This is a genomic window from Pseudomonas citronellolis, from assembly GCF_001586155.1.
In the GTDB taxonomy this organism is placed as follows: Bacteria; Pseudomonadota; Gammaproteobacteria; order Pseudomonadales; family Pseudomonadaceae; genus Pseudomonas; species Pseudomonas citronellolis.
Genome location: NZ_CP014158.1, coordinates 3,994,889 through 4,014,321 on the forward strand (window position 1 = coordinate 3,994,889; position 19,433 = coordinate 4,014,321).

17 protein-coding genes are annotated in these 19,433 nt (G+C 69.3%); 11 read left to right on the forward strand and 6 right to left on the reverse strand.

Annotated elements, in window-relative coordinates; translation table 11 throughout:
- Window positions 1-8 precede the first annotated feature (8 nt).
- Window positions 9-1,400: a sigma-54 dependent transcriptional regulator gene (locus PcP3B5_RS17345; RefSeq protein ID WP_082657059.1), complete on the reverse strand. Its 1,392-nt coding sequence runs from the start codon at window positions 1,398-1,400 to the stop codon at window positions 9-11.
- A gap of 502 nt (window positions 1,401-1,902) precedes the next feature.
- Between PcP3B5_RS17345 and PcP3B5_RS17350 the strand changes: the two genes are divergently transcribed.
- From PcP3B5_RS17350 to PcP3B5_RS17380, 7 genes are read left to right on the forward strand one after another with little or no spacing between them, the layout of a single operon-like run.
- Window positions 1,903-2,742 carry a FliM/FliN family flagellar motor switch protein gene (locus tag PcP3B5_RS17350; protein ID WP_043313266.1) on the forward strand — a complete coding sequence of 280 codons (840 nt, stop codon included), beginning with the start codon at window positions 1,903-1,905 and terminating at the stop codon, window positions 2,740-2,742.
- On the forward strand, window positions 2,739-3,098 hold the full coding sequence (locus tag PcP3B5_RS17355; RefSeq protein ID WP_043271854.1) for a flagellar motor switch protein FliN: 360 nt from the start codon (window positions 2,739-2,741) through the stop codon (window positions 3,096-3,098). Before PcP3B5_RS17350 ends, PcP3B5_RS17355 begins: the two co-directional genes overlap by 4 nt.
- The gene (gene fliP, locus PcP3B5_RS17360) at window positions 3,095-3,850 is read left to right on the forward strand and encodes a flagellar type III secretion system pore protein FliP (protein WP_058072947.1); all 756 of its coding nucleotides are present in this window, start codon (window positions 3,095-3,097) and stop codon (window positions 3,848-3,850) included. Before PcP3B5_RS17355 ends, fliP begins: the two co-directional genes overlap by 4 nt.
- A gap of 7 nt (window positions 3,851-3,857) precedes the next feature.
- Window positions 3,858-4,130 (forward strand): flagellar biosynthetic protein FliQ, encoded by a 273-nt coding sequence (locus tag PcP3B5_RS17365; protein ID WP_058072946.1) that lies wholly within the window; start codon window positions 3,858-3,860, stop codon window positions 4,128-4,130.
- A gap of 2 nt (window positions 4,131-4,132) precedes the next feature.
- The gene (gene fliR / locus PcP3B5_RS17370; RefSeq protein ID WP_058072945.1) at window positions 4,133-4,933 is read left to right on the forward strand and encodes a flagellar biosynthetic protein FliR; all 801 of its coding nucleotides are present in this window, start codon (window positions 4,133-4,135) and stop codon (window positions 4,931-4,933) included.
- Complete coding sequence (gene flhB, locus PcP3B5_RS17375; protein ID WP_058072944.1) at window positions 4,926-6,068, forward strand: flagellar type III secretion system protein FlhB; 1,143 nt, start codon at window positions 4,926-4,928, stop codon at window positions 6,066-6,068. Before fliR ends, flhB begins: the two co-directional genes overlap by 8 nt.
- Window positions 6,065-8,161, forward strand: a complete 2,097-nt coding sequence (locus tag PcP3B5_RS17380) for a flagellar biosynthesis protein FlhA (RefSeq protein WP_058072943.1) — start codon at window positions 6,065-6,067, stop codon at window positions 8,159-8,161. Before flhB ends, PcP3B5_RS17380 begins: the two co-directional genes overlap by 4 nt.
- Here PcP3B5_RS17380 and PcP3B5_RS17385 read toward each other — a convergent pair whose 3' ends face one another.
- Complete coding sequence (locus PcP3B5_RS17385; protein WP_009622801.1) at window positions 8,162-8,506, reverse strand: PilZ domain-containing protein; 345 nt, start codon at window positions 8,504-8,506, stop codon at window positions 8,162-8,164. It lies immediately after the preceding gene.
- Between the two features lie 493 nt (window positions 8,507-8,999).
- Here PcP3B5_RS17385 and PcP3B5_RS17390 point away from each other — a divergent pair, with 493 nt between their 5' ends.
- From PcP3B5_RS17390 to PcP3B5_RS17400, 3 genes are all read left to right on the forward strand, one after another.
- Window positions 9,000-10,649, forward strand: coding sequence for a VRR-NUC domain-containing protein (locus PcP3B5_RS17390; protein ID WP_061561974.1), 1,650 nt, complete (start codon window positions 9,000-9,002; stop codon window positions 10,647-10,649).
- Window positions 10,646-13,042 (forward strand): ATP-dependent DNA helicase, encoded by a 2,397-nt coding sequence (locus PcP3B5_RS17395; protein WP_058071085.1) that lies wholly within the window; start codon window positions 10,646-10,648, stop codon window positions 13,040-13,042. Before PcP3B5_RS17390 ends, PcP3B5_RS17395 begins: the two co-directional genes overlap by 4 nt.
- A gap of 89 nt (window positions 13,043-13,131) precedes the next feature.
- Window positions 13,132-13,701 carry a DUF4865 family protein gene (locus PcP3B5_RS17400; protein ID WP_058071086.1) on the forward strand — a complete coding sequence of 190 codons (570 nt, stop codon included), beginning with the start codon at window positions 13,132-13,134 and terminating at the stop codon, window positions 13,699-13,701.
- Window positions 13,702-14,142: 441 nt separating this feature from the next.
- Here PcP3B5_RS17400 and PcP3B5_RS17405 read toward each other — a convergent pair whose 3' ends face one another.
- Together PcP3B5_RS17405 and tusA are read right to left on the reverse strand one after the other, a co-directional pair.
- Window positions 14,143-15,006 carry a LysR substrate-binding domain-containing protein gene (locus PcP3B5_RS17405; RefSeq protein WP_225617152.1) on the reverse strand — a complete coding sequence of 288 codons (864 nt, stop codon included), beginning with the start codon at window positions 15,004-15,006 and terminating at the stop codon, window positions 14,143-14,145.
- A gap of 274 nt (window positions 15,007-15,280) precedes the next feature.
- Window positions 15,281-15,520: a sulfurtransferase TusA gene (tusA, locus tag PcP3B5_RS17410; protein ID WP_009622807.1), complete on the reverse strand. Its 240-nt coding sequence runs from the start codon at window positions 15,518-15,520 to the stop codon at window positions 15,281-15,283.
- Between the two features lie 157 nt (window positions 15,521-15,677).
- On the opposite strand from tusA, the gene PcP3B5_RS17415 reads away from it, so the two are divergent.
- A complete protein-coding gene (locus PcP3B5_RS17415; RefSeq protein WP_061561975.1) occupies window positions 15,678-17,237 on the forward strand; it encodes an alpha/beta fold hydrolase in 1,560 nt (519 codons plus the stop codon).
- 1 nt (window position 17,238) lies between these two features.
- Here PcP3B5_RS17415 and PcP3B5_RS17420 read toward each other — a convergent pair whose 3' ends face one another.
- A complete protein-coding gene (locus PcP3B5_RS17420; protein WP_043313255.1) occupies window positions 17,239-18,117 on the reverse strand; it encodes a MaoC family dehydratase in 879 nt (292 codons plus the stop codon).
- Window positions 18,118-18,203: 86 nt separating this feature from the next.
- Window positions 18,204-19,256 carry a 23S rRNA (cytidine(2498)-2'-O)-methyltransferase RlmM gene (rlmM, locus tag PcP3B5_RS17425; RefSeq protein ID WP_058071087.1) on the reverse strand — a complete coding sequence of 351 codons (1,053 nt, stop codon included), beginning with the start codon at window positions 19,254-19,256 and terminating at the stop codon, window positions 18,204-18,206.
- Window positions 19,257-19,433 lie beyond the last annotated feature (177 nt).

Sequence of the window (19,433 nt, forward strand, 5' to 3'; positions counted from 1 at the left end):
CTCTCGTTTCAGAAGGACAGGTTCACGCCCTGCTCGCGCATGGCGTTGAGGCGGTAGCGCAGGGCCCGCGGCGTCATGCCGAGGCTTTCCGCGGCCTTGGTCTTGTGCCCGCCGAAGCGGCGGATGGTGTCGATCACGTGCTGGTACTCGGCCCACTTGCCGCTGGCGCGCAGGGCCGCCTTGCCGCCCTCGCCCGGCAGCGGCGCCGCCGCGGCCACGCTGGCCAGCTGCTCGGTGGGCGGTGCGAGCCCCAGGTCGCGCGGCTGGATGAACAGCCCGGCGCGCAGCACCAGGGCGCGCTGGATGACGTTCTCCAGCTCGCGCACGTTGCCCGGCCAGTCGTGGGCCAGCAGGGCCTGCCGCGCCGCTTCGGTGAGCAGTTCGGCGTGGCGCTCCTGGGGTGCGTACTGCTGGATGAAGCGCTGCGCCAGGGGCAGGATGTCGTCCTTGCGCTCGCGCAGCGGGCTGATGTGCAGCGGCAGCACGTCGAGGCGGAACATCAGGTCGGCGCGGAAGCGCCCGGCGCTGACTTCTTCCTGCAGGTCGCGGTTGGTGGCGGCGATGACGCGCACGTTCAGGCGGATTTCGCGCTGCCCGCCCAGGCGCTCCACGCGCTGCTCCTGCAGCACGCGCAGCAGCTTGGCCTGCAGGCCCAGGGGCAGTTCGCCGATCTCGTCCAGCAGCAGGGTGCCGCCGTTGGCCTGCTCGAACTTGCCCGGCTGGGCGCTGACCGCGCCGGTGAAGGCGCCGCGCTCGTGGCCGAAGAGGATGGATTCGAGCATCTGCTCGGGAATCGCCGCGCAGTTCACCGCCACGAAGGGCGCCTGCGGCTCGGCAGAGAAGCGGTGGATGTAGCGTGCCATCAGCTCCTTGCCGGTGCCGGTCTCGCCAGTGATCAGGATCGGCGCGCGGGTCTGCGCCACGCGCTGGGCCAGGGCCAGCAGGCGGCGCCCGGCGCGCGACTGCGAGACGAAGCCCTCGCCGGCCACCGCCGCCTGTTCCTGGCGGTGCAGCAGCGCGGCCAGCTGGCTTTCGCTGAAGGGCGCCAGCAGGTAGTCGATGCAGCCCATTTCCAGCAGCTGGGCGGCCATTTCCTGGTCGGCGTATTCCACCACCGGCACCAGGCTCAGCTGCGGCACGCGCTGCAGCAGTTCGCCGATCTGCGGGAAGCTGCGCTGCGGGCGGCGCTCGGCGAAGACGAAGACCGGGCCGCAGGCCGCCAGGTCGACGGCGTCCAGCCCGGCCGCGTTCTTCACCCGCAGCACGCGCCGGCCCAGGCGCGCCAGGCCGTCATTGAGCAGGTCCAGGCCGATCTCGCCGGCGCCGCCGACGATCACCACCTGTTGCGCCGCCAGGCTGGCTTCTTCACTGCAACTGGCCAATTGACTGAACTGTTTCAATGCAACTTTCCTGCGTCTGGGCCGCCCTCGGGACGGCGCTCGGTTATTCCATCGAAGCCACGGCGGCGATGAACTTTCATTTACCGGCGGGCAGTGGCCGAATGAACTTCCGGCCTCTATAGGAAGGAATTACCGAACGCCTTCCCTTTAATTACGAAGGGGCCTTAAGGAATGACTTTTTCCTGTCGCCCTTCAACTGTGCGAGGGAACTTTTTCAACAGAACCTCGTCACAGGCGCAACGTTAACCAGCGCACACCGCGACCGACGAGTCAGTTGTCGTCAAATCCGCTCAGGCGCCCGCGAATGACGATCAAAAACGTCATTTGATATCTATTGATTTAACCGCCAGGGCCCGCCTGCCTAGACTTCCGCCCCAATCGCAGGCTCTGCCGCGCGTCGAACCGATGCCCGCGGCGAGCACCCAGGGTTCACCCCGCGCCGCCTCAGGCCGCGCCCCGGCGAACCCCTGCGCAGCCCCACTTCTGGAAGTCGACCCAACCCATGACTGGCCAATCCAAAGTCCACCACGGCGTGCCCTCGGAAAGACTCGTGCGCCTGCAGCCGCACAAGTTGGGCCGGCATTACCACAAGGTTCCGCAATATATTCGCGAGATCGCCCACAAGCATCCGCGCATCATCAGCGATTATTTCCTGCGTAGTTACCGCATCAACCTGGAACTGCAGAAAGTCGAGGTCCAGGAAAGTGCGCCGCGGCCGGCCGAATGCATCTTCCGCTGCCCTTCCGGCAAGGTCGGTTTCGCCATCGACCGCCCGCTGCTGACCGAAGCCCTGGAGTGCTACTACGGCGGCACCTCGCTGCCCAGCCACGACACCCCGCCGATCAGCACCTCCGAGCAGCGCATGCGCAAGCGCCTGGGGGTGGACGTGACCCAGCTGTTCGCCCGCTCGCTGCTGCTGGGCGACACCTTCGGCGAGCTGACGCCCCACGACAACGACTACGAGCTGGCGAGCTGGGAGTACGTGGCCGAGTTCCACTTCCTCAGCCACATCACCGGCAGCCAGGCCTCGCTGTTCATCTACCTGGACGCCGAGCTGGCCGACGCGCTCACCACCCGCCTGGCCGGCCCGCCGCCGGCGCGCCTGGGCGGCAGCCCGGCGCAGCATCTATTGCACCTGCCGGTGCGCCTGGACTGCGTCATCGCGGCGCTGCAGATGCCGCTGGCCCAGGCCCTGCAGCTGCGCCCCGGGGACATCCTGCCGGTGCGCCTGCTGGAGCGCTGCGAGGTGCAGGTGAACCAGCAGAAACTCTTCCGCGGCACCCTCTTCGAAGAAGACGGCGGCCTCTTCCTGACCTCCCTCGAGAGCGTGAAAAGCCCATGAGCCAAGTCACCGACAGCGAACTGGACAACCTCCTCAACGACGCCGGCCTGGCCCTGGACGAGGCGCCGGCCGCCGGTCCCGAGGCGCTGGCCGCGCCGCGCCAGGACCTGAGCTTCTTCGGCAAGATCCCGGTGAACCTCACCCTGGAGGTGGCCTCCACCGAGATTTCCCTGAAGGAGCTGATGGAAGTCGACGCCTCCAGCGTCATCGTCCTCGACAAGCTGGCCGGCGAGCCGCTGGACCTGAAAGTCAACGGCGCGCTGTTCGCCAAGGCCGAGGTGGTGGTGATGAACGGCAACTACGGCCTGCGCGTGCTGGAACTGTGCGGCGCCGGCCTGGACGACCTGGCCCGATGAGACGCGCGCGGCACTGGCTGGCCCTGGGCCTGGCGCTGGCCGGCATGCTGCCCGGCGTGGTGCTGGCCGCCGGCGGCGAGATTTCCCTGCTGAGCCTGAACGACACCGGGCACGGCCAGGAGCTGAGCGTGAAGCTGCAGATCCTGGTGGTGATGACGCTGCTCGGGCTGCTGCCGGCCATGCTGCTGATGATGACCAGCTTCACCCGCTTCATCATCGTGCTGGCCATCCTGCGCCAGGCCATGGGCCTGCAGCAGAGCCCGCCGAACAACGTGCTGGTGGGCATCGCCCTGTGCATGACGCTGCTGGTCATGCGCCCGGTGTGGAAGGAGGTTTACACCGAGGCCTACGAGCCCTTCCAGGCCGACGCCATCACCCTGGAGCAAGGCCTGGGCAAGGCCAAGGCCAGCCTCAGCCGCTTCATGCTCGCGCAGACCGGCAAGACCTCGCTGGACACCCTGCTGGCCCTGGCCGGCGAGAAGATGCCGGCGGACAAGGCCGACCTGGACTTCTCCCTGCTGCTGCCGGCCTACGTGCTCAGCGAGCTGAAGACCGCCTTCCAGCTCGGCTTCATGATCTTCGTGCCCTTCCTGGTCATCGACCTGGTGGTGGCCAGCGTGCTCATGGCCATGGGCATGATGATGCTCTCGCCGATGATGATCTCGCTGCCGTTCAAGCTCATGGTGTTCGTCCTGGTCGACGGCTGGGCGCTGCTGATGGGCACCCTCACCTCCAGCATCCAGCCGTTCTGAGGCCGCCATGCTCACTCCGGAATACGCCGTCGAGGTCATCGCCAACGCCGTGCACATCACCGCCATCGTGGTCTGCGTGCTGGTCCTGCCGAGCCTGCTCGGCGGCCTGCTTGTGAGCATCTTCCAGGCCGCCACGCAGATCAACGAGCAGATGCTCAGCTTCCTCCCGCGGCTGCTGATCACCCTGGGCATGCTGGTGTTCGCCGGGCACTGGATCCTGCGCACCCTCAGCGACCTGTTCATCGAAACCTTCAAGCAGGCCGGGCACCTGGTCGGCTAGCCATGCACGCCAACGAGTCGCTGCTGCAGGCCAGCCAGTACCTGCAGGAACTGCAGCGCTACTGGTGGCCGTTCTGCCGGATCATGGCCATGCTCGCCATGGCGCCGTTGCTCAACCACCGCTCGCTGCCGCGCCAGGTGCGCATCCTCCTGGCCATCGGCCTGACCCTCGCGCTGGCCGGCGCCCTGCCCCGCCCGCCGGCCATCGAGGCGCTGTCGGCCGAAGGGCTGCTGGCGGCGCTGGAACAGATCGCCGTGGGCGCCGTGCTGGGCCTTGCGCTGCAGCTGGTGTTCGTGATCTTCAGCCTGGTCGGCGAGGTGGTCTCCACGCAGATGGGCATGGCCATGGCGCGCTACAACGACCCGGTGAACGGCGTGTCCTCGTCCTCGGTGGTCGGCCAGCTGTACTTCCTGCTGCTGGCCCTGCTGTTCCTCGCCAGCGACGGCCACCTGCTGGTGGTCAGCGTGCTCTACCAGAGCTTCCACTACTGGCCGGTGGGCGGCGGCCTGGCCTACGCCGGCTTCGCCACCCTGGCCTACGCCCTGGCCTGGGTGTTCTCCGCGGCCACCCTGATCAGCCTGCCGCTGGCCTTCTGCATGTTCCTCGTGCAGTTCTGCTTCGGCCTGCTCAACCGCATCTCGCCGGCCATGAACCTGTTCTCCCTGGGCTTCCCCATGGCCATCCTCACCGGCCTTGCGTGCATCCGCCTGACCCTGCCGGACCTGCCCGACACCTACCTGCAGCTCACCCGCGCGCTGCTGGACAACCTCGGCCAGCTGCTGCGAGGCACCGGCCATGGCTGAACAGGGCGGCTCCCAGGAAAAGACCGAAGAGGCCAGCGAGCACAAGCTGCGCCAGAGCCGGCAGAAGGGCCAGGTGCCGCGCTCCAAGGACCTGGCCGGCACCGTGGCGCTGCTCTGCACCCTGCTGGTGCTCAAGGCCTGCGTCGGGCGCTTCTTCGACGGCCTGGCCGACAGCTTCCGCTTCGCCTACCTGGACCTGCACCGCAGCGAGGTGGGCCTGGACGACCTGGCGCTGATCCTCGGCCAGCACATCTGGCTGATGGTCCAGCTGCTGCTGCCGCTGCTGCTCACCCCGCTGCTGGTGGTGACCTTCGGCATGGTTCCCGGCGGCTGGATCTTCGCCTCGGCCAACCTGGCGTTCAAGGCCGGCAAGCTCAACCCCATCACGGGTCTTGCGCGGATGTTCTCGCTGCAGAACCTCACCGAGCTGCTCAAGTCGCTGCTGAAGATGGCGGTGCTGCTGGGCGTGGCCTGGTACCTGCTGCTGGACGCCCTGCCGCAGCTCATCGCCCTGCAGCGCAGCGACATCCGCAGCGCCATCGGCGGCGCCCTGGGCCTGCTGTTCGACACCCTGATCGGCCTGCTGGCGGTGTTCGTGTTCTTCGCCCTGCTGGACATCCCGCTGCAGCGCTTCCTGTTCCGCAAGCGCATGCGCATGACCAAGCAGGAGCGCCGCGACGAGCACAAGAGCCAGGAAGGCCGCCCGGAAGTGAAGGCGCGCATCCGCCAGGTGCAGCGCCAGCTGCTGCAACGCCAGATCAACCGCGTGCTGCCCAGGGCCGACGTGGTGCTGACCAACCCGACGCACTTCGCCGTGGCCCTCAAGTACGACCCCAGGAAGGCCCAGGCGCCCTACGTGCTGGCCCGCGGCATGGACGACATGGCCCTGTACATCCGCCAGATGGCCGCCAGGCACGATCTTGAAGTGCTGGAAGTGCCACCGCTGACCCGCGCCATCTACTTCAGCACCCAGGTCAACCAGCAGATTCCGGCCGGGCTGTACACCGCCGTGGCCCACGTCCTCACCTACATCCTGCAGCTGCGCGCCTACCGCCAGGGGCGAAGACAGCGCAAGCCGGAACTGGCCAAGAACCTCCCCATCCCCGACAGCCTGGCAAGCAGAGGCCAACCATGAACTTCCTCGAGCAGCTCCTGCCGACATTGCGCAGCGGGCGGATCGGCATCCCGCTGGTCATCCTCTCCATCCTCGCGATGATCATCCTGCCGCTGCCGCCGCTGCTGCTGGACGTGCTCTTCACCTTCAACATCGGCATCGCCCTGCTGGTGCTGATGGTCAGCGTGTCCTCGCGCAGCCCGCTGGACTTCTCGCTGCTGCCCACGGTGGTGCTGGTCACCACCCTGCTGCGGCTGTCGCTGAACGTGGCCTCCTCGCGGGTGGTGCTGCTCGACGGGCACACCGGCTCGGCGGCCGCCGGCAAGGTGATCGAGGCCTTCGGCCACGTGGTCATCGGCGGCAACTTCATCGTCGGCCTGATCGTCTTCGTGATCCTCACCATCATCAACTTCATGGTCATCACCAAGGGCGGCGAGCGCATCTCCGAGGTCACCGCGCGCTTCACCCTGGACGCCCTGCCGGGCAAGCAGATGTCCATCGACGCCGACCTCAACGCCGGCCTGATCGACCAGGCCGAGGCCAAGAAGCGCCGCGCCGAAGTGTCCAAGGAAGCCGACTTCTACGGGGCCATGGACGGCGCCAGCAAGTTCGTCCGCGGCGACGCCATCGCCGGCATCCTGATCCTGCTGATCAACCTGTTCGGCGGCGTGGCCATCGGCGTGTTCGTCTACGCCATGGCCGGCGCCGACGCCTTCCGCCAGTACGCCCTGCTGACCATCGGCGACGGCCTGGCGGCGCAGATCCCGGCGCTGCTGCTGTCCACCGCGGCGGCGATCATCATCACGCGGGTCAACGAGTCGGCGGAGATCACCGCGCTGGTGCGCCGGCAGATGCTCGCCTCGCCCTCGCTGCTGTACACGGTGGCGGGCATCGTCACGGTGCTGGCGATAGTCCCCGGCATGCCGCACCTGGCGTTCCTCAGCTTCGCCGCGCTGATCGCCTTCGTCGCCTGGCGCGTGTCCCTGGCCGAGCCGCCGGGCGAGGCGCAGAGCCTGGAGCAGGTCGAGGCCATCGGCAAGGCCATGGACCAGGAACGCGCCCAGCAGCTGGGCTGGGAAGACATCCCGCTGGTGGAGCGGCTGTCCATCTCCCTGGGCTACAAGCTGGTCGGGCTGGTCAACGAGGCCGGCGGCGCGCCCCTGGTGCAGCGCGTGCGCGGCGTGCGCCAGACGCTGTCGGAGAGCCTGGGCTTCCTGCTGCCGGAAATCCACATCCGCGACAGCCTGCGGCTGAAGGCCTCGCAGTACGCCATCCATATCAGCGGCGAGCGCATCGACGGCGCCGAGCTGCACGCCGACCGCCTGATGGCCATTCCCTCGGCGGAAACCTACGGCGAGGTCGACGGCATCCTCGGCCACGACCCGGCCTACCTGATGCCGGTGGTGTGGATCCGCCCGGAAGACAAGCCGCGCGCGCTCAACCTGGGCTACCAGGTGATCGACTGCGCCAGCGTCATCGCCACCCACCTGAACAAGGTGATCCGCGAGCACCTGCCGGACATCTTCAAGCACGACGACGTCGAGCACCTGATGCAGCGCCTGGCGGCCCAGGCGCCGAAGCTCGCCGAGCACCTGCGCGCGCAGCTGAGCTTCAGCCTGCAGCACCGGGTGTACCGCCAGCTGCTGCAGGAACAGGTGCCGCTGCGTGACCTGGTGAGCATCGCCACCACCCTGGTGGAAGCCGCCGAGACCACCAAGGACCCGCTGCTGCTGGCCTCCGACGTGCGCTACGCGCTGCGCCGCAGCATCGTCTCGGGCATCGCCGGGGAGCGCGGCGAGCTGTCGGTGTTCATCCTCGACAACAACCTGGAGAACACCCTGCTCAGCGCCCTGGCCATCGCCCAGCAGGCCGGCCCGGTGAGCCTGGACAACATCCCGGTGGAGCCCAACCTGCTCAACCAGCTGCAGAACACCATGCCAGTGGTGAAGGAGAAGCTGCGCAAGGAAGGCCACCCGCCGATCCTCACCGTGATGCCGCAGCTGCGCCCGCTGCTGGCGCGTTATGCAAGGGTCTTCAGCCCGGGGCTGCACGTGCTGTCGCAGAACGAGATACCCGAGCGGGTCGCGGTGAACGTCCTCGGCACCCTCGGCTGATCAGTTGGGCGTGGCGCTGCGGCGCCCGGCGCGCAGCTCGGTCATCAGCTCGTTGAAGGAAACCGAAGGCTGCTCCAGCGCAAGGCCGGCCTCGTACTGGCCGGTCTGGGCGTTCTCCCCCGACCACACGCAACGCACCTTCACCTGCGCCTCGCGCATGCGCTCCTCGCGGTCGCGCATGCGCAGGCGCAGCTCCAACTGGCTGTCCGGCGCCAGCAGCACGTCGCAGCGGATCTTCAGGCCGCTTTCGGACAGGTCGGCGACATAGCCGAGCAGCTCGCCGCCGGCGTCGAGCACGCGGATGCGGAACATGGAGCGGAATACGATACGGTTGTGCTGGCGCATACCCGACCTCGTCGTACGGGGGATTTGAAATGCAGGGCGACCGGGGGGCGGGAAACCTTAAGGCCTACGTTGAAACTGGGAGCGAGCTTGCTCGCGAACAGCGGTGCCAAGCCTGGCTCCGGAGCAGGGCCGAAGTCCGTAACCCTCTCCCCAGCCCTCGGCTGCGCGCCCCGCCCTGAAGGGAGAGGGGGCTAGTCCGTGCCGAGAGAAGGAATGGTTTCAGCCGGAAACCTTCGGTGTTGCCGGCTGACTCCAGAACACCCAGCCCTGCCCAACGGTCCCCTCTCCCTTCAGGGAGAGGGTTAGGGAGAGGGAGCGGAGTCAACCCCAGGCGATGTAGCGACAGGGAGACGCCATTCGCGAGCAAGCTCGCTCCTACGAAAAGCCCGAAAGCCCAACCCCCCACCAACAAATCCCCCCGCCCATCCCCCACCGATTGCCAATCCCCATCCCGCCTGATATCTGTATAAAGATACAGCCCCTGCCCTCGCCCATGCCCTTCCAGACCGACCCGCGCTTCTACTACCTGGCCAACTTCCACCGCGCCCTCGGCTGGCTGGAAGAACGCTACGACGACCTCTTCGACACCGCCGAGCGCGCCTTCCTCCGCGACTTCCAGGCCATGCCGCTGGAGGCCCGCGCCCTGTTGGTGCGGCTGATCATGCGCAAGGGCCCGCACTTTCGCGCCAGCAAGCTGGACTACGCCGAGATCGGCTGCCCGCGCCGGGCCGCCGCGCCGCTGCTGGAGGCCGGCTGGCTGGATGGCGCCGCCGCGTTGGGCCTGGAGGAACTCTTCGGCCTGCTGCGCAAGGACGAAATCCTCGACTGCTTCGGCGCCCAGCTGTCCAGCCGCCAGTTGCGCAAGCCGGAGCTGCTGGCCGAACTGGCCGAGGCCGAACCCGCACCGCGCACCTTCGCTGCCTGGTGCCCGCAACTGGACGAGGCGGTCTACAGCCTGGCCATCGCGCCCCAGGTGGAGCGCCTGCGCCTGATGTTCTTCGGCAACCTGTACCAGGACTGGACCGAATTCGTCCTCACCGACCTGGGCATCCTGCGCTACGAAACCGTCCCGCTGACCCGCGAATCCCGCGGCTTCGCCAGCCGCGAGGAGATCGACGCGCACCTGTTCCTGCAACGCTGCCGCGAAGCCTTCGACCTGGGCGCCGCCGCCCAGGAACTGCTGCCGCTGATCGCCAGCGTCGACTGCGGCACCGCCCAGCTGCAGCGCCGCCGCGGGCGCGTGCTGTTCCACATCGGCCAGCAACTGGAGCGCGAGGCCGACTGGGAAGGCGCCCTGCAGGTCTATGCCGCCAGCGAACACGCCAGCGCCCGCCAGCGCCAGGTGCGCGTGCTGGAGCGCCTGGAACGCCACGCCGAAGCCTATGACCTGGCCCTGCAGGTCGCGGCCCAGCCCCAGGACGCCGCCGAGGCGCAGCTGATCGAGCGCGCCCTGGTGCGCCTGCGCCGCCAGCTCGGCCACGCCCAGCCGGCTAAGGCCAAGGCCGCGCCGCCGCCACGCATCGACCTGGAACTGCAGCCGCAGCCCGGCCTGAGCGTCGAGCAGTGCGTGCAGCTGCACCTGGCCCGCCCCGAAGCGCCGGTGCACTACGTGGAGAACACCCTGGTCCTCGGCCTGTTCGGCCTGCTCTGCTGGGAAGTGATCTTCACCCCGCTGCCCGGCGCCTTCTTCCACCCCTTCCACGCCGGCCCCGCGGACCTCTACGACAGCCGGTTCCGCGCCCGCCGCGCCGAGCTGTTCGAAGCACGCCTGGCACTGCTCGACAGCGGCGCCTACGCCGACGAGATGCCCCGCATCCACCGCCAGAAGCAGGGCCTGCAATCGCCCTTCGTGTTCTGGGAGCTGCTGGACGAAAGCCTGCTGGAACAGGCCCTGGCCTGCCTGCCGGCGGCGCACCTGAAGGCCTGGTTCGGCCGCCTGCTGGAAGACCTGCAGGCCAACCGCGCCGGCATGCCCGACCTGATCCAATTCTACCCCGCCGAGCGCGGCTACCGGATGATCGAGGTGAAGGGCCCCGGCGACCGCCTGCAGGACAACCAGAAGCGCTGGCTGGCCTTCTGCGCCGAGCACGGCATGCCGGTGGAGGTCTGCTACGTGACCTGGGCCGGGGAGCCGGCCGCATGAACTACCAGGTCGCGGTGCGCGCCCTCTGCGAATTCACCGCCAAGGTCGGCGACCTCGACCTGCGCTTCACCCCCTCGCCCACCGCCCAGGAAGGCATGGCCGGCCACGCCACCGTGGTCGGCCGCCGCGGCCCCGGCTACCTCGCCGAGCTGCCGCTGGCCGGCGCCTACCGCAACCTGCTGGTGCGCGGCCGCGCCGACGGCTACGACCCGGCGCGCAACTGCCTGGAAGAGATCAAGACGCACCGCGGCGACATCTCGCGCATCCCCGACAACCACCGCCAGCTGCACTGGGCCCAGGCCAAGGTCTACGGCTGGCTGCTCTGCGCCCTGCAGGACCTGGAGCAGATCGACCTGGCGGTCGTCTACTTCAACGTCATGACGCAGAAGGAAACGGTGTTCCAGGAAAGCTTCAGCGCCGACGAACTGCACGCCTTCTTCGAGGAGCACTGCCAGCGCTTCGTGGTCTGGGCCGAACGCGAGATGGCCCACCGCGCGGCCCGCGATGGCGCCCTGGAAAGCCTGCGCTTCCCCTGGCCGCAGTTCCGCCACGGCCAGCGCCAGCTCGCCGAGGCGGTGTACCGCGCCGCCCGCGACGGCCGCCACCTGATGGCCCAGGCCACCACCGGCATCGGCAAGACCCTCGGCACCCTGTTCCCGCAGCTCAAGGCCATGCCCGGCCAGGGCCTGGACCGGTTGTTCTTCCTCAGCGCCAAGACCCCCGGCCGGCGCCTGGCCCTGGAAGCCCTGGCCAGCCTGCGCCAGGACGAGCCCGAGCTGCCGCTGCGGGTGCTGGAGCACGTGGCCCGCGACAAGGCCTGCGAACACCCGGACAAGGCCTGCCACGGCGACTCCTGCCCGCTGGCCAAGGGCTTCTACGACCGCCTGCCGGCCGCGCGCCTGGCTGCCCTTGACGGCGCCTGGCTGGACCAGGCGCGGGTCCGCGAGGTGGCCCGCGAGCACGCCATCTGCCCCTACTACCTGAGCCAGGAACTGAGCCGCTGGGCCGACGTGGTGGTGTGCGACTACAACTACTACTTCGACATGAGTGCCCTGCTCTACGCCCTCACCGCGCTCAACGAATGGAAGGTGGCGCTGCTGGTGGACGAGGCCCACAACCTGGTGGAGCGCGGGCGCAAGATGTACACCGGCGAGCTGGACCAGGCCGACTTCCAGGACCTGCGCCGCGTCGCCCCGGCCAAGCTCAAGGGCGCGCTGGAACGCGTCGGCCGCCACTGGAACCAGCTGCACCGCGACCAGGAGCTGGAATACCAGGTCTACCCGCTGGCCCCGGAGCTGTTCATCCTCGCGCTGCAGAAGGCGGTGACCGCCATCACCGACCACCTCAGCGAGCAGCCCGACGGCAACAGCCTGGAGCTGCTGAGCTTCTACCTCGACGCCATGGCCTTCTGCCGCCTGGCCGAGGCCTTCGGCGAGCATTCGCTGTTCGACATCACCCGCCGCCAGAGCGAAAGCGGCCGGGTCTACTCCACGCTGTGCCTGCGCAACGTCATCCCCGCGCCCTTCCTCGCCCCGCGCTTCGAGGAAGCGCACAGCTGCACGCTGTTCTCCGCCACCCTGACGCCGGCGCACTACTACCGCGACCTGCTGGGCCTGCCCGAGAACACCGCCTGGATCGACGTGGAGTCGCCGTTCCGCGCCGAGCAGCTGGAGGTGCAGGTGGTGCGCAACCTGTCCACCCGCTACCAGCACCGCGCCCAGTCGGTGCGGCCGATCTGCGAGCTGATGGCGCGCCAGTACCACGAGCGGCCGGGCAACTACCTGGCCTTCTTCAGCAGCTACGCCTACCTGGAGCAGGTGCGCGAACGCTTCGTCCGCGACGAGCCGGGCGTGCCGGTCTGGGTGCAGGCGCGCAACATGGACGAGACCGCGCGCGAGGGCTTCCTCGAACAATTCCGCAACGGCGGCCGCGGCATCGGCTTCGCGGTGCTCGGCGGCGCCTTCGGCGAGGGCATCGACCTGCCCGGCGACCGCCTGATCGGCGCCTTCGTCGCCACCCTGGGGCTGCCCCAGGTGAACACGGTGAACGAGGAAATCCGCCAGCGCATGCATAACCAGTTCGGCGACGGCTACGACTACACCTACCTCTACCCCGGCCTGCAGAAGGTGGTGCAGGCGGCCGGCCGGGTGATCCGCACCCAGCAGGACGAAGGCGTGGTCTGGCTGATCGACGACCGCTTCGGCCGCAGCGAAGTGCGCCAGCTGCTGCCGCGCTGGTGGACGGTGCGCAGTTGCCGCCTGGCCCTGCCGCCGCCGGAGCCGGAAGCGGAAAACAGCGCTCCACGCAAGGCGCCCTTACCACCGGCCCGCCAGCGCCCGGCACGGCCGAAGCCGGAACAGGCCCAGGGCGAGCTGGGTTTCAATGATTTCTAGATCAAATCACTGAAACAATCGTCCATATCTGTTTTACATAATTTAGACCGAGCAGACTCCTTCCAGCCCACGCTGAAAAGGAGCCCGCCATGTTCGCCATGCAATACAGCCACCGCCTGCCGGCGGAGCACGATCTCGACGCCATCCGCCAACGCGCCGCCGCCAAGGGCCCGCAGTGGGACGCCTGGCCGGGCCTGGCGTGCAAGGCCTTCGTCCTCCAGGAAAAGGGCCGCCACGGCGCCGAAGGCAACCTCTACGCCTCAATCTACCTCTGGCACGAACCGGCCGCCGCCGCGGCCTTCCTGGCCGGAGAAGCCTTCCAGGGGGTGATCGACGCCTTCGGCCGCCCGCCGGTGGAAACCTGGCTGCCCCTGGACGCCCGCCGCGGCCCGGCCTTCGATCGCCCGGCCCGCGCGCTGTACCGCGAAGAACTACCCTTGCCAGGTAGAGGCGCCGCCGCCCTGCGCGACGGCGCCCTGGCCGCCGGCGAGGCGTTGCTGGACCGGGAGGATGTGCTGGCGGTCTGGGTAGTGGCCGACCTGCAACGCTGGAGGCTGCTGCGTTTCAGCGTGAGCGCCGGGGCGCTGGAGCTGCGTGCGGACAGCGTCGGCTACGAAGTCCTGTACCTGGCACGGCCAGGACTGGAGCGACTGCCATGAACGACAGGCAGAAACGGGAACTGGCGGCACAGCTGGCAGGGCTGGCCTTCGGCGCCTTCATGGTGCTGGGCATGGCCTGGGGCGTGGCGCGGGTGGCGCGGGTGCTGGTGGGGTGAGGGTGGGCTTTTCGTAGGAGCGAGCTTGCTCGCGAATGGAGTTTCCCGGTAACTGCGATGTTTCGGATTGACTCCGCTCCCTCTCCCTAACCCTCTCCCTGAAGGGAGAGGGGACCGTTGGGCAGAAACGGGTATTACGGAGTCAGCCGGAAACTCTGGCGTATCCGGCGAACATCAGGCTTGCAGCCGGCACGGACAAGCCCCCTCTCCCTTCAGGGAGAGGGCTGGGGAGAGGGTGCTCTTGGTCTGGCGCTGAAGTCCCAGGAAGCCTCGTTCGCGAGCAACCTCGCTCCTACGAAAAGCCCCCAGGTCGGATAGCCATCCCCTACCCCACCGTACTCCGCACCGCCGCCACCAACGTCCGCAACATCCCCCGCGCCTGCGCATCCCGCGGATGGGAAAACAGCAACACATCCCGCCCCGGCAACGCCGGCAGCCCCAGCCGCGCCCCCACGTCCTCGCAGCCCGCCGGCGCCACCCGGCGGCCCAGGGCCGCCACGGCTATCCCGGCGCTGACCGCCGCGCCAATGGTCATCAACCCACCGCCGACGAACACCTCGCGCCAGGCCACCCCGGCCTGGTCCAGGGCGTCCACCGCCATGCGCCGCACGCTGCAAGGCTCGGCCTGGGTGGCCAGGGGCAGCGGTTGGCCGGGCAATGGCTGGAAGTCGGCAGCGCCCATCCAGGCGAAGGGTTCCTGCAGCACCACCTCGCCGTCCTGCCGCGGTGGGCCCTGTTGCAGCACCAGGGCCACGTCCAGTTCGCCACGGTCGAAGCGTTCCAGGGTTTCCCGCGAGCTGTCCACCCGCAGTTCCAGCAGCAGGCCCGGCTCGGCGCGGGTGAGCTGGCGCAGCAAGCCCGGCAGTTCGGCGCCGACGATATGGTGGCTGATGCCCACCACCAGCCGCCTGGGTTGGCCGCCGGCGAACGCGCCCAGCGCCTGGCGGTGCGCCGCCACCAGGCCGCGGGCCGCCTCCAGGAACACCCCGCCGTCGGCGGACAGGCGCACCAACCGCGGCGTGCGCTCCAGCAGGCGGCGGCCGAGGTGGTCTTCCAGGCGCTTGATCTTCAGGCTCACCGCCGACTGGGTGCTGGCCAGGGCCTCGGCGGCGCGGGTGAAGCTCTTCAGCTCGGCGACCAGCACGAAGGCCTGCACGGCCTCGATGTCCAGGGCTTTCATGGCGGGCATGTCCATTTCCAATGATGGAGAACGGGCAGCATTCGTTTTCGCCATGGAAAGGTCAAGCGCGAGGTGTTTCGTGGTGGCCGGCGTAGGGCGCATAACGCCTACGGCGTTATCCGCCGACTGGCCTATCTCATCGTCAACGCCATGGCCGGGCCTGGCGCTCCCCGCAAGCATGTCCAGGCTCGGCCCCGAGCGGGGTTCGGCCAAGGCCAAACGGCGGATAACCGCGAACGGTTATTCGCCCTACGCCCAGGAAACATCGTCGGCGATGAGAGGCTCAATCGAGCTTCTTGCGGATCCAGTACAGGTAGGTGCCCGCCTCTTCCTGCTGTTCCACCAGTTCGTGGCCGAGGAAGATGCAGAACTTGGGGATGTCGCGGCGGGTGGAGGGGTCGGTGGCGATGACCTTGAGCAGGCCGCCGGCCGGCAGGTCGCGCACCTTGTTGTGCAGCATCATGACCGGTTCGGGGCAGTTCAGGCCGGTGGCGTCGAGAATGGCGTCGACAGGTTGGGACATGGAAAGGCTCCGCAAAACGAATGGCGCATTGTCGCCCAAAGCGGGGGCAGGGTCACGCCTGGCGGGCGAACGGCGGCGGGCCAATCTTTCGTCGGGCCCGTGGCCTGGCCCGCTGGGCTAAGCTCGGCGCCTTCCCCGACAGCGGATGTCCCAGTCCATGCGCCTGCCCGCCCTGCTCTGCCTCGCCTTGCTGCTCGCCGGCTGCGCCGCCCGCGACAACCTCCCCGACTATTCCGCCAGCGCCGGCCAGGATCTGCCCGCCACCTGGTACGACGCGCTGATCACCGCCCGCGACGGCACGCGGCTGTCCGCCACCGTGTTCCAGCCGGCGCTGAAGGCCGGCGAGACGGCGCCGCTGATCGTCCACACCCACGGCTGGGGCGGCTGGCGGGTGACCGGGCCGGAGGGTTTCTACGGCAAGAACATGATGTCCGGCCGCGCCGCGCTCAAGGCCTGGAAGGCCGGCTACTGGGTGCTCAGCTACGACCAGCGCGGCTGGGGCGGCAGCGACGGGCGCATCGAGATGATGGACCCGCGCTTCGAGGTGAGCGATGCCAGCGCGGTGATCGACTGGGCCGCCGCGCACCTGCCGCGCCTGCGCATGGACGGCCCGGGCGACCCGCGCGTGGGCATGCTCGGCGAGAGCTACGGCGGCGCCGTGCAGCTGCTGGCGGCCAGCGAGGACCCGCGCATCGACGCCATAGTGCCCATCGCCACCTGGTACGACCTGAGCGACGCCCTGGCCCCGGGCGGCCAGTTGAAGATGGGCTGGGGCGGCGTGCTGCTGGGCCTGGGCATCGCCACCGGCTACGACCTGGGCAAGTTCGCCCAGGCCGACTACCTGCACAGCGCCAGCGGGCGCATGGCCGAACCGGTGCGCGCCGAACTGGCCGCCCACAGCCTGGCGCGCTACTGCGCCGAGGGCCGCCGGCCCCACGCCGACGCCCTGCTGATCCAGGGCCTGCGCGATACCCTGTTCCCCCTCGACCAGGGCCTGCAGATCCGCCAGTGCCTGCGCCAGGGCAGCGCCGACGTGCGCCTGCTGGGCATGCAGGGCGGGCATATCCTGCCGCCGCCGCTGCAGGCCTGGAGCGGCCTGCCGCCGTTCAACAACGAGCCGGTGATCCACTGCGGCGGGCGCGCCATCGACCTCTACCAGGGCATCCTCGCCTGGTACGAGGAGAAGCTGCGCCAACGCCCCGGCGCCGCCGACAGCGTGCCGTCGCTGTGCGTCAGCCTCGACCTGGACCAGGGCCTGGCGCTGGACGAGCTGCCCGCACCCGGCCCCGTCGTGGCCCTGCCGCCAACGCCGGTGCGCCCGGTCAGCAGCGGCCTCTTGCAGCCGCGCACCTTCATCCCGCTGCAGCAGGTCGCCGAACCCAGCGCCCTGCTCGGCAGCGCGGAGATTCGCCTGGCCCGGCCGCTCGGCCCGGGCGACCAGGCGCTGCTGTTCGCCTCGCTGGCGATCCGTGGCGCCGACGGCCGCACGCGGGTGCTGGACGAACAGGTCAAGCCGTTGCTCAACCAGGGCGCCACGCGGCTCAACGCGGTCAGCGCCAGCCTGGCGGCGGGGGACGAGATCGGCCTGCTGGTCAGCGGTTTCAGCGGCCAATACCTGTTCAACGGTTCCTGGAAGCTCGCCGCGGTGGACCTGCAGGGCGAAGTGCAGTTGCCCGCCCTGCTGCCGCTGCAGCCGCGCCTGGCGGCCGGCCGCTGAATCAGCGCAGCGGCCCGGCGGGCGCCTCGTCCAGCTGGGCCAGCAGCATCGGCTCGTCGCCGCCGTCCACCGGCAGCAGCGCCCACTGTTCCTTGTGGCCCAGGCGGCGGTGGCTCTGGCGCACCTGGCTGCCCAGCGGCAGCGGCGCCTTGAAGTGCACGTCCAGGCGCACCTGCTCGGCCAGGCGCCGGCCGGTGAGGCTGCGCGCCAGGCTCCACATGCCGTGGGCGAAGGGTTTGCCGAAGCCGTAGCGCGAGGCCATCAGGCGCGACAGGTGCAGCGGGTTGAAGTCGCCGCTCAGGCCGGCGTAGCGCCAGCCGGCGATCTTCGGCACGCGCCACTGCACGCCGGGGTGCGCGGGCACGTCGAGGGTGTGCCACTGGGCGCGCTCGGGCAGCGCGTCGGGCTCGGCGTGGTCGTCGAGGAAGTCGCCGCGGCGCAGGTAGGTGGTGATCGACTGCCAGTAGAGCATGTCGTGGTGCCAGACCTCGGTCGCCACGTCCACCTCCAGCCCCAGCGGGCTGCGCCGGCTGGTGAGGATGCGGCAGTCCAGCTGCAGCTGGGCGTCCTCGTCGAGCATGCGGTAGCGCTGGATGTGGCTGCGCAGGTGGATCAGCCCGAGGATCGACAGCGGCATGCGCGAGCGGCTGAGCAGGCGCAGGTGCAGCGGCAGGCTGATCACCTGCGGGTAGAGCAGCGGCACGCCCAGCGCCGGGTCCAGGCCGAAGTGCTGGCGGTAGGCGCGCAGGTGGCGGGCGTCGAAGCGCAGGCTGCGGCTGTCCATGGCCAGGTTCGGCAGGCGCTCGCCGCGGCCCAGGCCACGGCGCGGCAACAACATGCGGCTGTAACTGCCCAGCAGCGAGGGCAACTTTCGCTTCACGAGCGGCTCCGGGAGGGGGTGCGCCGCACAGCATGGTCGCTGCGCGGCGCAACGGCAAGTCGCCGAAGGTCGCGGGTCGCAGGCGCCTACAGGCGTCGCAGGTGCACCGTGACTTCCTCGCGGTCGTGGTACAGCTGCTTGCAGCCGATGGCCACGCGCAGGCCGCGCTCGCGGAAACTCTCGCGCAGGCGTTCGAGGATCTTGCGCACCTCGGCGTAGCGCTGCTTCATCGGCAACTTCAGGTTGACCACCGCCTCTCGGCACAGGCCCTCGCCGATCCAGGTGTCGATCAGCCAGCCGGTGCGCGCCGGCTTCTCGACGATGTCGCAGACCATCCAGTCGACCATCTGCCGCGGGCGGAACACATAGCCGTCGGCGCGCTGGTGGTCCACCAGGCCGGAGTAGATCAGGTTCTCGGCCATGGGCCCGTTGTCCACGGCGATCACCCGCATCTCGCGGTTGACCAGTTGCCAGGTCCAGCCGCCGGGCGCCGCGCCCAGGTCGACGGCGAGCATGCCCGGCGCCAGGCGCTTGTCCCATTCGCCGCGCGGGATGAAGTGGTGCCAGGCCTCTTCCAGCTTGAGGGTGGAGCGGCTGGGCGCCTCGCGGGGGAACCGCAGGCGCGGGATGCCCATCGGCCACATGGCGCTGTTGCGCGGCTCGGCGAGGCCGACGAAGACCTCGCGGCCGGAGCGGAAGGTCAGCAGCAGGCGCGGCAGGCTCGGGTCCTCGCGCAGCTTGCCGGCCTTGACCAGGGCGGCGCGCAGGGGCTTTTCGAACTTGCGGCAGAAGGTCGACAGTTCCTTGCCGTCGTTGCTGTCGAAGACTTCCAGCCACAGGCTGCCGCACAGCGGGTACGGGCCCAGCTCCTCCAGCAGCGCGCCGATGCGGTCCTGCTCGGGCAACTGCACGAAGCCGGTGCCGCGGGCCCATTGGCGCGGGAAGATCAGCTCGGCGAAGCGCAGCTGGCGCATCAGCCGGTCGGCGCCGTCGGCCTCCTGGCAGACGAACTCGGCATAGGCGGTGGCCGGCTTGGCGCGGGCGTAACCGGCCACGTCGAGGCCGGCGGCCAGGTCGGAAATCTCCGCGCAGACCTCGTTCTCGAAGCCCGGGCGGCAATGCAGTAGCAGGGTGTTCATCGGGGTGTCTCCTTGGCCGCGCACTATAGTCGCTGCGCGGCCGGCTTTCACCCGGATTCGCCGCACGCCAGGGGAACCCCCGGCTGCGGCAAAAGGTCCAGAACCCATGGCAGGACCGCGCGCAGCGGTCTAGTTTGAGAGTTCCGAAGTCGCGATCCAGGGCTTGCCGTGCCCCGG

Bases quoted from the DNA above. Each gene is read 5' to 3' on its own strand.
- rlmM (WP_058071087.1), bottom strand. From the start codon at position 19,256: ATGAACACCCTGCTACTGCATTGCCGCCCGGGCTTCGAGAACGAGGTC.
- fliR (WP_058072945.1), top strand. From the start codon at position 4,133: ATGCACGCCAACGAGTCGCTGCTGCAGGCCAGCCAGTACCTGCAGGAA.
- PcP3B5_RS17400 (WP_058071086.1), top strand. From the start codon at position 13,132: ATGTTCGCCATGCAATACAGCCACCGCCTGCCGGCGGAGCACGATCTC.
- tusA (WP_009622807.1), bottom strand. From the start codon at position 15,520: ATGTCCCAACCTGTCGACGCCATTCTCGACGCCACCGGCCTGAACTGC.
- PcP3B5_RS17355 (WP_043271854.1), top strand. From the start codon at position 2,739: ATGAGCCAAGTCACCGACAGCGAACTGGACAACCTCCTCAACGACGCC.
- PcP3B5_RS17395 (WP_058071085.1), top strand. From the start codon at position 10,646: ATGAACTACCAGGTCGCGGTGCGCGCCCTCTGCGAATTCACCGCCAAG.
- PcP3B5_RS17365 (WP_058072946.1), top strand. From the start codon at position 3,858: ATGCTCACTCCGGAATACGCCGTCGAGGTCATCGCCAACGCCGTGCAC.
- flhB (WP_058072944.1), top strand. From the start codon at position 4,926: ATGGCTGAACAGGGCGGCTCCCAGGAAAAGACCGAAGAGGCCAGCGAG.
- PcP3B5_RS17390 (WP_061561974.1), top strand. From the start codon at position 9,000: ATGCCCTTCCAGACCGACCCGCGCTTCTACTACCTGGCCAACTTCCAC.
- PcP3B5_RS17405 (WP_225617152.1), bottom strand. From the start codon at position 15,006: ATGCCCGCCATGAAAGCCCTGGACATCGAGGCCGTGCAGGCCTTCGTG.
- PcP3B5_RS17385 (WP_009622801.1), bottom strand. From the start codon at position 8,506: ATGCGCCAGCACAACCGTATCGTATTCCGCTCCATGTTCCGCATCCGC.
- PcP3B5_RS17350 (WP_043313266.1), top strand. From the start codon at position 1,903: ATGACTGGCCAATCCAAAGTCCACCACGGCGTGCCCTCGGAAAGACTC.
- PcP3B5_RS17380 (WP_058072943.1), top strand. From the start codon at position 6,065: ATGAACTTCCTCGAGCAGCTCCTGCCGACATTGCGCAGCGGGCGGATC.
- PcP3B5_RS17415 (WP_061561975.1), top strand. From the start codon at position 15,678: ATGCGCCTGCCCGCCCTGCTCTGCCTCGCCTTGCTGCTCGCCGGCTGC.
- fliP (WP_058072947.1), top strand. From the start codon at position 3,095: ATGAGACGCGCGCGGCACTGGCTGGCCCTGGGCCTGGCGCTGGCCGGC.